This is a genomic window from Sinomicrobium endophyticum (assembly GCF_052983315.1).
The window spans coordinates 187,331-202,276 of the sequence record NZ_JBRKIS010000043.1; the positions used below are offsets into that span (position 1 = coordinate 187,331).

Here is a 14,946-nt window from a genome sequence, read left to right on the forward strand (position 1 = left end):
GTTGCATTTAAAATCAAAAAAACGCTATGAAATTTCTTTACTTCTTATCCTTGTTACTGAGTATCCATATATCTTCGGCTACAAATCACGGGGAGACCATTAAAGGTAAGATAACTTACCAGGGGGCTCCCCTCAATTATGTCAGCGTGTTTCTGGACGGAACAGGAAAAGGCACCCAAACAGATGATAAAGGGATCTATGAACTTCGGGCTGTGCCCGGAAAATATACCATAGTCGTACAGACACTTGGTTATAAAACCATAAAAAAAGAGATTGTTCTGGAAGAACACCAGGTGCTAACCCTGGACTTTGAATTACAGGAAGATGTACTCGGACTGGACCAGGTAGTCGTATCTGCTTCCAGGAACCGGCAAAACAGAAAAGAAGCTCCGGTAATTGTGAGTGTTACCAACGACAGGGTATTACAGGCCACCCAATCCGTTTCCCTTTCCGAAGGCCTAAACTTTCAGCCCGGACTGCGCATGGAAACCAACTGTCAGAACTGCGGTTATTCCCAGGTAAGGATCAACGGGCTCGGCGGGGCCTATTCACAGATACTCATAAACAGCAAGCCCGTTTTCAGCGCACTTAACGGGGTTTACGGACTGGATCAGATACCGGCCAATATCATAGACCGCATTGAGGTGGTTCGCGGCGGTGGTTCCGCACTGTACGGTTCCAATGCCATTGCCGGCACCATAAATATCATCACCAAAGAACCTATGGAAAACAGTTTCCAGGTTGGTAGCAACCTCGCTTTCATCGAAGGCAAGACCCCGGACAGGGCAATAACCCTCAACGGTACCGTACTCTCGGAAAACTATAAATCCGGTATAACACTCTACGGACTTTACAGGGACAGGGACCCGCACGATGTGGATGGTGACGGTTTTACGGAGATAACCACCATGCAAAACCACACCTTTGGTTTTAACAGTTTTTACAAGACTTCGGAGCGCAGTAAACTCTCACTCGATTTCTATACGATCAACGAATTCCGGAGAGGCGGTAACAATCTTTCCCTGCAACCATTCGAATCGGATATAACAGAACAGATAGAATCGGATGTGGTGAGCGGCGGACTCACTTATGAAGCTTATGGGGCTAACCTCAAAGATAAATTCTCCGTTTATGCCACTACCCAGCAGTCAAAGAACAGGAACTTTTACGGCGGAAAGGGAGATACCACGGAAGAAAGCGTAAAAGGCTATGGACATTCCAAGGACGTTACCTGGGTTTTCGGCTCCCAGTACAGCAGGCATATGGACACTTTTCTGGGCAGCGAAGGCACTTTTACCGGTGGTTTTGAATACAAGTATGACGAAACCGAAGATGCCAAACCCGGGTTCAATGCTTTTATCGAACAAACCGTAAAGATATATGGTTTCTACGCACAACAGGAATGGCAGATAAATCCGAAATTAAAGTTCCTGGGAGGGTTACGGGCCGATTTCCACAACCTCACGGAGGAAACGGTACATCTGAACCCCCGGGCTAATATATTGTACAGCCCAAGTGATAATTTACAACTGAGAGCCAGTTATGCCAGGGGGTTTCGCGCGCAGCAATATTTTACGGAAGACCTGCATTCCACACTCGCGGCGGGGGAAGTTTCCTTTGTCCGCTTCGCACCCGACCTGAAACCGGAAACATCGCACAGCTTCCTTGTTTCGGCAGATTGGAGTAAGTCTACCCGGAATAGCGATATCGGGCTGACCCTCGAAGGTTTTTTCACCCGTCTCAACGATCCCTTTATCCTGGAACAAGCCACACCGGATGAACTGGACCAACTGGATATTGATGTCACTGACGGCCAGTTTATCTACATCAAAAAGAACAGTTCCGGTGCCGATGTATACGGTCTCAACCTGGAAGCCAAATATGCCCCCGGCGAAAAGTGGATCATGCAGCTCGGAGGAACCGTGCAATACTCTGCGTATGACGATCCGGTACATTGGTCCGAAGACGAAAATGCCATTACGGATAAAGCAAACCGTTTTTTTAAATCCCCGAACCTGTACGGTAATTTCGTTATCACCTATGCCCCGGTGAAAAGATGGCAGAACAATTTTTCCGGTGTGTATACCGGTTCCATGTATGTACCGCACATTGCAGGATATATAGAAAATGACAGGCTGCAAAAGACCCCGGATTTTTTTGAACTTAACCTCAAAACAGGATATACGTTTACCCTGGACAATAATTTCCAGCTTCAACTGAGCGGTGGCATACAAAACCTCTTCAACAGCTATCAAAGTGATTTTGACCGCGGACCGGACCGCGACGCCAATTATATTTACGGCCCATCCAGGCCCCGGACATTTTTTGTCTCTGTTAAAATAGGCACCGGATTATTGCCATAACAGCCCAAATCTACCAGGTTACCGAGCTCGGGAGAACACGCAGAAATTATATTCAAAAGCCTTTTCAAATGTAATAAGCGTGTTCCCTCCGGGCTTCCTGTTATTAATCTGGCAGGGCAAACGCATCATAATTGCGTAATTCTATGTTTAAGGTTTGTTGCCGGTTATCGGTTTGCCAGTTTTCCGGTTGTTGATTCGTTCGGAGTTGGTTAGTTAGGGAGTTGAAACAGGAAACCTTCCCTACAAAACTCCAAGACTCCCAAACTTAGCACCCAATAGCTTCAATCTTCATCAATAACAACAAATCACTATAAATCACCAACGCCCCTCGTCTCCTTGTCACTTTGTCTCTCGGTGACTTATCCCCTTCATCTATTTTCCTTTATATAATGCGTTTGCCCTGATTAATCCGGAATCAGCATTTCACTACACATAAAAGTTTTTATATTACACCGCTTTGTCAAGGAACAATAAATGCTTTAAAACAATTTGTTTTATGTTTAAAAATTCTTTTTCGCTCCAAGGCCGGATTCGCTGTACATAATACGGACTAAGCTTTATTATTTATATGGTCAGTATATTTGTTATTAACATCATACGGCCATCATTACAGGTAATTCCAACCCCGGAGCTGTCGAAATCATATCCCTTGTACTCCTTTCTCCCATTATATATTTTATGATTGCCCAATCCGCCAAGAGATGTCATGACCGGGGATATGGCGGATGGTACCAACTCATCCCCTTTTTCAATATCTATTTACTGTTTGCCGAAAGTAAATACGGTCCGAACCAATACGGTCCAAACCCGAAAGGCGAAGGTAATAATGACGAATTGGAGGAAATCGGGAAACAGATATTGTCCAGTCCATGATTTTTTCTCCGAACATTCTTATCTTTAGAAATTATAACACCTGAAATATGCCTCAACCTGACATAGCATTAAGCCGTCTGGCAAACCAGCACATCACCGGAGAAAAATTCAATACGGTAAAAGATATCGTAAAATGGATGGGCGCCATGCAGGCCCAGGACCCCCATATGATAAAATGGGGCGTCGGCATCCGACTTCCCGGAACCACAGAAAAAATCGTAGAAGAAGCCATAGACCGGGGCGATCTCATACGCACCCATCTCCTCCGCCCTACCTGGCACCTGGTAACCGCGGAAGACCTGCGCTGGATATTAAAGCTAACCGCTCCCAATATCCAAACCTCCATGCGGTCCAGGAACAAACAACTTGGACTTACGGAAGACATTTTTCACAAGAGCAACCGTATTTTGCAAAAGGCGCTCGAAACCGGGAAACACCTTTCCCGCCGGGAACTGGTTACGGAATTACAAAATGCCGGTTTACCTACGGACGACAACCGTTCTTCCCACCTGTTGTTACATGCCGAACTGGAAGGCATATTGTGCAGCGGTACAATAAAAGACAAACAGAACACCTATGCCTTGCTGGACGAACGGATCCCGGCATATGACGTACCGGACCGGGACGAATCCCTGGCGAAACTGGCCGAAGTATATTTTACGAGCCATGGCCCGGCTACGATCAAAGATTTTATATGGTGGTCAGGTCTATCGATTACCGATGCCAGAAAGGCAACAGAAATGATAAAATCCGGATTTTCGACACAAAAAATCGGAGATACCGAATATCTCTTTCCAATTACATTTTCCGGGAAAACAAACCATACACACTCCATTCACGTTTTACCGGCGTTTGACGAATTTCTTATCAGCTATAAAGACAGGAGTGCTTCCCTTCCGCCGAAACACCAGCACAAGGTGGTCTCCAACAACGGTATTTTTTGGCCGGTAATTACCCATAAAGGAAATGTTATAGGCACCTGGAAAAGAACCATAAAAAAAGATAGAGTAAAGATAGAACTGAATTACCTGATAAATCCCGATAAGGAGATTAAAATTCAAACGGAACAGGCATTTGCCCGATACGGAAAATTCCTCGGCAAAGATGTGGAATATTGAACCCCATACGGGCAGGTAAAGCATCTGCCTACCTCATATCCTATACCTGAGCAACAGATCTTACACCTCTCGGCTCATGAGTTTTTTTCCGAACTCCAACAGTACCTGCTTTTTTTCCGCTGCAATGGATAACGAAGTGATACTCTCAAAAGCTTTTTCCGTATATTGGCGGATCTCCTCACGGATAAGTCCGGTTGCTCCGCTGGACACAAAAAGGTCTTTTACGGTTTTTACTTTTTCCTCCGTATCGGCAGGGGTAAGATCATATAGGTTTCGCAACAAAACGGCATCTTCTTCATCCAGGTTTTCCAGGGCTTTCAGGTAGAGAAAAGTCTTTTTATTTTCCATAATGTCCCCTCCTACCTGTTTTCCGAAAGTTTCCGGATCTCCAAATGCATCCAGATAATCGTCCTGTAACTGGAAAGCTGTCCCCAGATGGAGCCCGAAATCATAAATGGCTTTTGCCTCACTGTCTTCCGCTCCTGCAATCCAGGCTCCCATCTTCATTGCCGCACCTACCAGTACTGCTGTCTTATACCGTATCATCAGAAGGTATTCCGACAGAGTAACATCGTTGCGCGTTTCAAAATCCACGTCATACTGCTGCCCCTCGCAAACTTCTGCTGCGGTTTTGCTAAAAAGACGGATCAGTTTGGTCTGTAATACAGGTTCATATCCTTCAAAAAGGCTGTAACTCTTTACCAGCATAACATCCCCCGACAATATCCCCGTATTTAAATCCCACTTTTCATGTACGGAAGGCATCCCTCTTCGCAGGGGCGCATCATCCATAATATCGTCATGTACCAGGGTAAAATTGTGGAATACCTCCACGGCAAGGGCTGCATCCATCGCTTTTTTATAATCTCCCCCGAAAATATCTGCTACGAGCAGGGTCAATACCGGACGCAAACGTTTCCCCCCTACCTGCAGGATATAATGCATCGGGGCGTATAACCCCACGGGCTCCTTCTTAAAAGGATACGTCTTTAAATATTCCAGAAATTCCTCCTGATATTGAGATATGGTAAGCATGGATACAATTTTGAGCTAAAATACACTACCGTTTACAAAGAACAAAGTAATTTATTATTATTGACAGGACAAACGCATCGTATGCAGAAAGTTTAAGAGACTGTTAGAATTTCACAATATGCCTGCCATGTAATTATTATCCCGAAGATCTTCGTTTTCTTAAAAAAAATCCTTCCTCATGACATAGGGTTGTCACCCGGAGATATTTTCTTTGTCCGGACAGAAGAACAGGAGATCTTTGAATTCAAGTAAACTTCGGAAACTTTTATTGTTTTTAAAGTTTCTTTAGCTATATTTGCCCTTAATTATGAAGGACAAAATCATAGAAAAGGCGACAGAAATGTTCTTAAACATTGGCTTTAAGAGCGTTACCATGGATGATATTTCTAACGAAATGGGAATTTCCAAGAAAACCGTGTATCAATTCTTTAAGAACAAATCGGATCTTGTCGGGCAATGTTGCAATCACATTCTCAATATTATATCAAAAGATATTGAAGAAGTGGAAAGCTGGAATCTGAATCCGATTGAGGAGATGTATGAAGCGCGGAAAATTATTTTGAGACGATTAAAGAACGAAAAAACATCACCGGCTTACCAGTTGGAAAAGTACTATCCGAAAATATTCCTGTCCCTCAGAAAAGAAAGATCTGATATGATGGATGGTTGCCTGGTCAACAACCTGAAAAAAGGCATAGAACAAGGGTACTACAGGCAAGGCCTGGATGTGGAAGTGATTTCCAGGATTTATCACAACGGAGTAACCGGCCTTAAAGAAAAAGATCTGTTCGATTCGCAGGCATACCCTGTTCCTTATCTGATGAATATTTTCCTGGAATACCATATCCGGGCCATTGCCACACCGAAAGGAGTAGATATCCTGAACGAGATACTGGTAAAAGACCGGAACAAAAGTTCTATAGCGCCACCATCTTCTATAGACATAAAAGAAAATGGCCATTAATTATATAATCAAACACTAAAAAAGATATTATTTCTTATGAAAAACATCCTCCCCCTGCTAGCCCTTCTGCTTTCGGTCAGTGTTACGGCACAGGAGAAACTGAGTTTTTCCCTGGAAGAGGCAATAGCATTCGCCCTGGAAAACAACAGGACCGCCATCAATGCGGAAAACGATATAGAAATAGCCAAAAAGCAAAAGTGGGAAGCCACAGCCACAGGTCTTCCGCAGATAAGCATTACCGCAGATTACCAGAATAATCTGAAGCAACAGGTATCTCTTATCCCTGCAGAGATTTTTGGCGGTGAGCCCGGAACATTCGAAGAAGTGATTTTCGGAACCAAACACAATGTAAACGCCCTGGCTACCCTAAGGCAAAAAATATTTGACGGTTCTTATATTGTAGGGTTACAATCGGCCAAGGTATACCTGGAAATATCCAAAAATGCCAAAAAGAAGACAGACCTGGAAGTAAAAAAATCTGTCATCAACGCCTATGGTAATGTTCTTCTTACGGAAGAAAACATCCGTATACTGGAAAGGAACAAAGAAGTTCTCGAAAAAAACGTTTACGAAACACAGAAGACTTACGAAAACGGACTTGAGGAAGAAGAAAGTGTGGAGCAATTGCAGATAACCCTTGCAGGTGTGGAGAGCGATCTGCAGAACAGCATCCGGCTCCGGGAAATCGCGTACAAAATGCTAAACATCACCCTGGGTTCACCTATTGAAACCGAGGTTACGCTTACGGATAACCTGGATGACCTTGCTATACAAAACACTTTGCCAGGTTTGGTGGAAGAACCATTCAATATCGAAAACAATATCGACTATAAAATTGCCGACATCAATACCAAATCCCAGGAACTCCTGTTAAAAAACGAAAAAACCAAAGGCATGCCCACCCTTGAAGGGTATATAAACGGCGGATACCTCGGATTCGGAAACAGTTTTGATTTTTTCAAAAGACAACAGGAATGGTTTGGTAATTCCATGATAGGGCTCACCCTTAGTGTTCCCGTTTTCAGTTCCCTGGGAAGAAGCGCAGCTACACAACGAATGAAAGTGGAACTCGAAAAAGCCAAGAACGACCTCAAGGAAACCGAGCAACAACTACAATTGGAAATACAACAGGCAAAAAGCAATTACCAGTTTTCTCTCGAACAATACCAGACCAGGAAAAGAAACCTGGAACTGGCAGAACGCATAGAGAAAAAGAATCAGGTTAAATTTTCCGAAGGGATGGCATCTAGTTTTGACCTCAGGCAGGCACAAACCCAATTGTACACCGCCCAACAGGAATATTTGCAATCTATGATAGATATTATTAATACCAAAACCGAACTGGAATTGGTATTGCACAACGCCAACGAATAAAAAACGTACCACAAAAAAGTAATTATGAAATGTTCATTAGAAAATAATTTACATCAACCGACAAGATCATTCTTGATGGACATTCCATCCGGCTTAAGAAAAACAAATAAAAATAAGAAGATGAAAGGATCATATATAGCAATTCTGGGTATCGCATTTTTGACTTCCTGCGGAGGCGGAGGTGAAAAAAAATCGGTAGAGAGTATTATAGAAAGCGGCTCTTTGGGTGAAATGAAAACCAAAAGAAGCGAATTGGTACTGGAGAGAGATGAACTCGCCGGCCAGTTGACCAGGCTGGACGATGCTATTTCGGAACTGGACACATTACACAAACTTGCACTGGTTTCTACCACAACGGTAAAAGACACCCTTTTTCATCACTATATAGAGTTGCAGGGAAGTGTCAATACGAAACAGAACATCGTTATCAATGCCGAATACAACGGTATACTTACCCAAGTGTATGTTCGTGAAGGACAAGATGTAAAAAAAGGACAGCTTCTGGCCAAAATAGACGACGGCGGTCTTTCCCAGCAACTGGCCCAGGCAGAAATACAGGCCAATCTGGCCAGAACCACATTTGAACGTCAAAAGCGCCTGTGGGATCAGAATATTGGTTCCGAAATACAGTTTCTCGATGCCAGGACTTCTTATGAATCTCAGGAAAGGGCTATTGCACAACTAAAAGATCAGATAGCAAAAGCCAGGGTCATTGCTCCCTTTTCCGGTACTATTGATGATATCATTACCGATCAGGGGTCTGTAGTTGCCGCCGGAACTGCTCTTATGCGTATCGTTAGCCTCAAAGACATGTATATAGAGGCTGAAGTACCTGAAAAATATCTGCCAAACATTTCAAAAGGAACCGATGTTGAAATAAATTTCCCGGTACTGGGTAAAACCCTCAAATCCAAGGTGAGACAAGCCGGGAATTATATCAACCCCAACAACCGTTCCTTCAAAATTGAAGTGGATGTACCTAACACCTCCGGGGATATAAAACCAAACCTTACTGCCAAGCTCAAGGTTTATGATTACACCAGTGAAAAAGCAATTCTTATTCCTCAAAGTATCATTTCCGAAAATGCCGATGGAGAGCAATACGTTTATGTGGCAGAGAAAAACGGAAAAGAAGCAGAAGGAGTTGCCAAAAGGATTATTATAAAAACCGGCAAGACCCAGGGCAATATTATAGAAGTTCTGGAAGGCGTTTCCTCAGGAGATCACATAATCAACGAAGGAGCGAGAAGTGTGGAAGAGGGACAGGTAGTAAAGATCATCGAAGAGAACTAACATTCGTCCGGAAGTCCTGCCATTTCACATGGAACCCATGACGCAATGGCGGGATTTGGGATTTGATTTTAAGTATAAAATATCCAAAAAGTAATCTTACCTGTACAACAGGTATAAACTCCCAGACCAATGGATGACAAAAAAATTAACAAAGAATTTGCCTTGTCCTCATGGGCGATCAACAACAGGACAATCATATATGTCGTTATCGCCATATTCTTTTTCGTAGGGCTTTCGGCATATTACACTATGCCACGGGAAAGCTTTCCGGAGGTAAAGGAAACCAAAATCTACATCAGTTCGGTATATCCGGGAAACACGGCCGAAGATGTGGAAAAACTAATCACCGATCCGCTCGAAAAAGAATTGCGGAACGTGAGCAATGTGGTGGAGATCACCTCTACATCACAGGAAGATTATTCTATAATCATCGTGGAGTTCGATGAAGATATATCTGTTGATGTTGCCAAACAAAAGGTAAAAGACAAAGTAGATTCGGAAAAGGCCGATGAGGACTGGCCTACATTTAACGGAGCCAAGGTAGAACCCAATGTCTTTGACCTCAATTTTTCCGAAGAGGTACCCATATTAAACGTTAATATAAAGGGAGACTACCCGATAGAAAAATTAAAAGACTTTGCCGAGTACCTGCAGGATGAGATAGAAACACTTCCGGAGATCAAACAGGCAGACATCCGGGGAGCGCAGGACAAAGAAGTGGAAGTTGCGGTAGACATTTATAAAATGACAGCAGCTAAAGTGAGTTTTGACGATGTTATAAGTGCGATCAACAACGGGAATGTCACCATTTCCGGGGGAAATCTCATTTCCAGCGGACAGCGCAGGACCATACGGGTTCTCGGTGAGATCGAAGACCCGAAAGAATTACTGAATTTTGTAGTAAAATCGGAAGACGGCGCCGTTTACCTGAAAGACATAGCCGGGGTTTCCTTTAAAGAAGAGGACAAGACCTCCTATGCAAGAGAGTTCGGTGAAAATGTGGTTATGCTGGACGTTAAGAAAAGAGCCGGTAAAAACCTTATCGATGCTACGGACGGAATATACAGGATCGTAGAGGAAACACAGCAGGATTATCTTCCCAAGGACGTAAAACTATCCATCACCAACGATCAGTCTACCCAAACTCTTAACCAGGTAGACGACCTGGTAAACAATATTATTTTCGGGGTGATACTGGTTGTGGGGGTTTTGATGTTCTTCTTAGGATTCCGGAATGCTCTTTTTGTAGGGTTTGCCATTCCCATGTCTATGCTCATGTCTTTTATGGTAGCACAAATTCTGGGCTTTACCATGAACACTATGGTGCTCTTTGCCCTGGTTATGGGACTGGGAATGCTGGTGGATAACGGAATTGTACTGGTGGAAAATGTCTACAGGCTTATGGAGGAAGAAGGCATGAAACGTATAGAAGCTGCAAAAAAAGGTATCGGTGAAATAGCACTTCCTATTATTGTGTCTACGGCTACCACGGTTGCCGCGTTTATTCCGTTAGGTATGTGGCCCGGGGTCATGGGAAAATTTATGATTTATTTCCCTATGACATTGTCTATAGTTTTGGGATCTTCTCTTTTCGTAGCCATATTTATGAACTCCATGCTGGTATCCAACTTTATGGAGATCACAAACCGCGTGCTTTCCAGAAAAGAACTCATTCGTCTCTCCATTGTACTGGGAATTCTGGGAATACCCATGATGTTTATGGGAGGAAGTGCAAGGGGCATCGGTACCCTGATGGTGGTAACCGCTATTTTGTTTTGGACATACAAATACCTTATTAAGAGACTGGCCAATCGTTTTCAACGTACTTTCCTGGTATGGCTGGAAGACAAATACAAGTCTTTTTTGTCTTTTGCCCTTAAAGGATCATGGCCTTATATTTTCGTAGGAGGAACTATTATTATGTTGTTCTTTTCCTTTGTCCTGGTGGGTATAGCCGGTCCTAAAGTTGAATTTTTTCCGGACAACAAACCCAACCAGATCATTGTTTATATAGAATATCCGGAAGGGACAGATATAGAAAAGACCAATGCGGTTACCAAAAAAATAGAGCAGGATGTTTATGGCGTTCTGAACAATCCCAAGTTCATCGACGACGGATATAACTATATGGTAGAATCTGCCGTGTCGCAGGTAGGTGAAGGTGCAGGAAACCCGGAAACAGACGGGGGCTCTTCTGCCGAGATGCCGCATAAAGGTAAAATCACCGTTACCCTGAGGGAATTCAAATACCGGAGAGGACAAGACAGCGAAGAACTGCGAAAGGAAGTTCAGGAAGAACTGGCCGGAAGATACCCGGGGGTTATTATTTCCGTTGAAAAAGATGCTGTCGGCCCACCGGCCGGATACCCGATCAATATAGAAATAAAAGGGGAAGATTACGACGAGCTCGTTCAAACCGCCGAACACATGCGCGATTTCATCAACGACATAAATATCAGCGGTGTTGAAGAATTGAAAATAGATGTAAACCGCAACAAACCGATAATGGAAGTTACGGTAGACAGGGAAAAAGCGGGAGAACTGGGGGTATCCGCAGGACAGGTAGGTACACAGATCCGAAGGGCATTATTCGGCGAAAAGGCCGGGGTATACAAAAAGGCCGGAGAAGATTATGACATCAATATAAGGTTCAATGAAGAAAACCGGTACAATACCAGCGCCTTGTTCAATCAAAAAGTTACCTTCAGGGATGCGGCTTCCGGACAATTAAAGGAGATTCCTATAGCGGCTGTGGTAACACAGAGAAATACGGCATCTTTTAGCGCCATCAAGCACCGGAACCTGAAACGCCTGGTTACCGTTTACTCGGCCGTACTCCCGGGTTACAACGCCAATGAAATTGTTACACAACTAAAATCGGAGTTAAAAAACTTCAAGATAGAAGATAAAAACACTACGTATGCCTTTACCGGGGAAATGGAGGAACAGGAAGAAAATATGACATTCCTTTTAGGCGCACTTGCTTCCGGACTTGGGCTTATCATGTTATTGCTGATCTTCCAGTTCAGCTCCATATCCAAACCTTCGATTATTATGCTGGCTATTTTCCTGAGTTTTATCGGGGTATTATTTGGCCTTGTAATATTCAACATGACTTTTGTTATTATCATGACCATGATGGGTATTATTTCTCTTGCGGGTATCGTGGTGAACAACGGGGTGGTGCTACTGGATTATACACAGTTGCTTATCGACAGGAAAAAAGAAAATCTTCAAATGGAAGAAGATGAGATGCTGTCTAAGGAAGACCTGATAGAATCTATTGTTACCGGAGGAAAATCCCGTCTGAGGCCGGTTATACTAACGGCTATAACCACGGTACTGGGGCTTATTCCCCTGGCCATCGGGCTCAACATAGATTTCTTCTCCCTGTTTTCGAACTGGGACCCGAAAATATACATCGGCGGGGACAATGTTATTTTCTGGGGACCTCTGGCATGGACCGTGATCTTCGGACTTACATTCGCAACTTTCCTCACCCTGGTAATAGTTCCGGTAACCTTCTATCTCGTAACCCGTTTTAAAATGTGGATACGTAACAGGGGGAACGAATCCGGTCCTGACGGAGAAGAAAGTGATAATGGAAATAACAATACCATATCGGATACGGACCCGGCACTATCATAGCCTGACCGTATAACCGAAAACAAAAGGAGGTTGTCGAAAAAGACAACCTCCTTTTCTGTTTCTATTGTCTGCCGGCACAAAAGTTATGGTATCTTTTGGTTGATAGTTCCGGATCGGTTCAAAGCAATAAACGTGATTTGCATCTGAGAAAGTCCGTTTTTTCGCATTGTTATAAGTTAATGAGCATTTTAAACCTCACTTATTGAGTAAAATATTTCGGATTTAAGGAGGGAATAACAAACCAAATAATTGACGGAACAAAAACGAACAATAAACGGACTAAAAGGGCTCCAACTCCGGAACTACGCAAAACCGGTATTTACTTAATCCATAATTTTTGGAGATGGATTCCTGATTGAATCACAACTATAATGAATTGTAGGTTTTAACTTTTAACTCCATAAAAAAACCGCCTAAAATAACTTTTTAGACGGTCTCCTTTATTTTTCCAAAAGAACATTTATCTGTTCAATACCACAGGCCTTGCATCGCTCCATTTCGTAACACTTACGATCCGGCTGTCTTCAAAATTCACTTCATTCAGATCGTCGGGCGTCCAGAAAAACCATTTGCCTACCTTCTTTCCGTTTTCATAAGTCCCGGAAGCGATCTTTTTGCCTTCTGTGTTATAGGCTTTCCAGTCGCCATGTGGTTTACCGTCCTTATAAAATCCTGCCTGGGCTATCTCCCCGTTATCGTGGAAAAATGTAGCTTTCACGAGGTCTCCCTCCTTCTCCAGTACAGGTTTTACGGTCGGCTCCTGGGCAAACAGGAACCCGGACAATAATAAGGCTGCTATTAATGTTATATTTTTCATATCTATATTTTTTAAATGGATTTGCTTTTTCTCTTCGCTCTATAACAAAGATAGCAAAAATTTTACATTAAAAAAACATTCACGTAACATTAAATTAACATTAGAGCAGGTAAACCCTTTCTTTCAGTATTTTACAATTACTCATTCTCTGTTAACGGAACCGGTAATTGATTAAAAATCCGATCGCCTTCTCTATCTATAGATAAAGTATTGGACAATCCGAATCGTTTCAGATCAAACATTCTGTGGTTTTCACACCAAAGGGAATATCTTCTTTGCTTTAGCATTTCTTCTGTCAAGGCTCCCTCCGTTAAAGCACCGGAATAGTCGGGTAAATTTGCCGAGTTGCGTATAATATTCAATGCTGTTTCGGCCTCACCGTAATTCTCCAGGCCAATATTCGCTTCTGCATAAACCAGGATAAGCTCTTCATTCCGGATGATGTCTATGGGTGATATATTGGTTTCGTATAATTCTGTCTGGTGTGTTCCGTTCAGCCCGTCTTGTGAAGTGGGATTCTCTCTTTCACTTGTTTTACTGCTCACCCTGGAATCTCCCGGCTCGGCATCTTCTATCCAGCTATTGTGCACTATAATCTGATCGCCGTTCTGATCGGTTATTTTAAACAGGTCGTTAGTAGCGTCTCCACTACTTAAACTGTATACATGCTTAGGCCCCATATCCAGGTTTCCGCCAAGATCGAAATAAGAATCATTCAACGAAACCATAGCTGCGTTAAAATCACCGGCATAAAGGGCTGCTACCGCCGCTACTGCACGATTGAACTCTGCAAAAGTGTCCGGGGTATCAAATCCTTCAAAACCTGCACTTAATCCGAAAGCAAAGCTACTTCCGGCATTATTGATGTCGGCAAGGCCTTCTTCCAGTATATTCCTGATTTCTGTCAGCGCCGCATCAAAATCCAGTACGGGTCCCGGATTATCCGGATCGCTTACATCTATTCTTGCCACACCATATGATTTCAAGATTTCCAGGAGCTCATAAGCAATCATTGTTTTTGCAAAGCCTATGTAGCCCTGTCGCTCTGCCTCGGTTACGGTTTCCGTATTATTTACAGATTCCACCAGTATATTGGCATTTTTTATTGCCCTGTACCTGGCGGACCACGGAGCGGTCGTATAGAAAGAGTTATTATCCAGGTTAGCACCATTCTTCCCTAAGAGGTCCCCGGTATTCCTGGGATCTGCATTAAACAAATACAATTCCCGTGCCATGGTTCCGGAACCTGTAGTCTGAATCGGCAGGGAATTTCTTAAACCTGCTTCTACTCCTACCACTAAAATATTTAGCTGCCGGATAGTAGCATCTCTTAAAAATTCATCCACTATAGGATTATTCGGGTCCGTCTGTTCTTCAAAAGAACATGAGCCGGTAAATAACGCCAGGACCAGTATTGCGGCCAGGAAGTTTTTATTTGTTATGTTTTTTATCGGTATCATT

10 protein-coding genes are annotated in these 14,946 nt (G+C 43.2%); 7 read left to right on the plus strand and 3 right to left on the minus strand.

The genetic code is table 11. The features are described from left to right. Nucleotides 1–26: 26 nt before the first annotated feature. The 3 genes from ACVBDU_RS17485 to ACVBDU_RS17495 all read left to right on the plus strand — a co-directional run bounded on the left by ACVBDU_RS17485 (nucleotide 27) and on the right by ACVBDU_RS17495 (nucleotide 4,354). Nucleotides 27–2,363, plus strand: a complete 2,337-nt coding sequence (locus tag ACVBDU_RS17485) for a TonB-dependent receptor (protein ID WP_447181015.1) — start codon at nucleotides 27–29, stop codon at nucleotides 2,361–2,363. Nucleotides 2,364–3,041: 678 nt separating this feature from the next. Next, complete coding sequence (locus ACVBDU_RS17490; protein ID WP_447181016.1) at nucleotides 3,042–3,236, plus strand: DUF805 domain-containing protein; 195 nt, start codon at nucleotides 3,042–3,044, stop codon at nucleotides 3,234–3,236. 47 nt (nucleotides 3,237–3,283) lie between these two features. Next, entirely contained in the window at nucleotides 3,284–4,354 is a 1,071-nt protein-coding gene (locus ACVBDU_RS17495; RefSeq protein ID WP_447181017.1) for a winged helix DNA-binding domain-containing protein, read from the plus strand. A 60-nt stretch (nucleotides 4,355–4,414) separates the two neighbouring features. Here ACVBDU_RS17495 and ACVBDU_RS17500 read toward each other — a convergent pair whose 3' ends face one another. Further along, nucleotides 4,415–5,389: a polyprenyl synthetase family protein gene (locus tag ACVBDU_RS17500; protein WP_447181018.1), complete on the minus strand. Its 975-nt coding sequence runs from the start codon at nucleotides 5,387–5,389 to the stop codon at nucleotides 4,415–4,417. 307 nt (nucleotides 5,390–5,696) lie between these two features. Between ACVBDU_RS17500 and ACVBDU_RS17505 the strand changes: the two genes are divergently transcribed. From ACVBDU_RS17505 to ACVBDU_RS17520, 4 genes are all read left to right on the plus strand, one after another. Beyond that, nucleotides 5,697–6,353, plus strand: a complete 657-nt coding sequence (locus ACVBDU_RS17505) for a TetR/AcrR family transcriptional regulator (protein WP_447181019.1) — start codon at nucleotides 5,697–5,699, stop codon at nucleotides 6,351–6,353. A 36-nt stretch (nucleotides 6,354–6,389) separates the two neighbouring features. Next, on the plus strand, nucleotides 6,390–7,727 hold the full coding sequence (locus ACVBDU_RS17510; protein ID WP_447181020.1) for a TolC family protein: 1,338 nt from the start codon (nucleotides 6,390–6,392) through the stop codon (nucleotides 7,725–7,727). A gap of 120 nt (nucleotides 7,728–7,847) precedes the next feature. Beyond that, a complete protein-coding gene (locus ACVBDU_RS17515) occupies nucleotides 7,848–9,020 on the plus strand; it encodes an efflux RND transporter periplasmic adaptor subunit (RefSeq protein WP_447181021.1) in 1,173 nt (390 codons plus the stop codon). Between the two features lie 129 nt (nucleotides 9,021–9,149). After that, nucleotides 9,150–12,668, plus strand: a complete 3,519-nt coding sequence (locus ACVBDU_RS17520) for an efflux RND transporter permease subunit (protein ID WP_447181022.1) — start codon at nucleotides 9,150–9,152, stop codon at nucleotides 12,666–12,668. Between the two features lie 460 nt (nucleotides 12,669–13,128). On the opposite strand, the gene ACVBDU_RS17525 is transcribed toward ACVBDU_RS17520, so the two are convergent. Together ACVBDU_RS17525 and ACVBDU_RS17530 are read right to left on the minus strand one after the other, a co-directional pair. Continuing rightward, nucleotides 13,129–13,485 (minus strand): toxin-antitoxin system YwqK family antitoxin, encoded by a 357-nt coding sequence (locus ACVBDU_RS17525; protein WP_447181023.1) that lies wholly within the window; start codon nucleotides 13,483–13,485, stop codon nucleotides 13,129–13,131. A gap of 137 nt (nucleotides 13,486–13,622) precedes the next feature. Further along, nucleotides 13,623–14,945: a RagB/SusD family nutrient uptake outer membrane protein gene (locus ACVBDU_RS17530; protein ID WP_447181024.1), complete on the minus strand. Its 1,323-nt coding sequence runs from the start codon at nucleotides 14,943–14,945 to the stop codon at nucleotides 13,623–13,625. Between the last annotated feature and the right edge of the window lies 1 nt (nucleotide 14,946).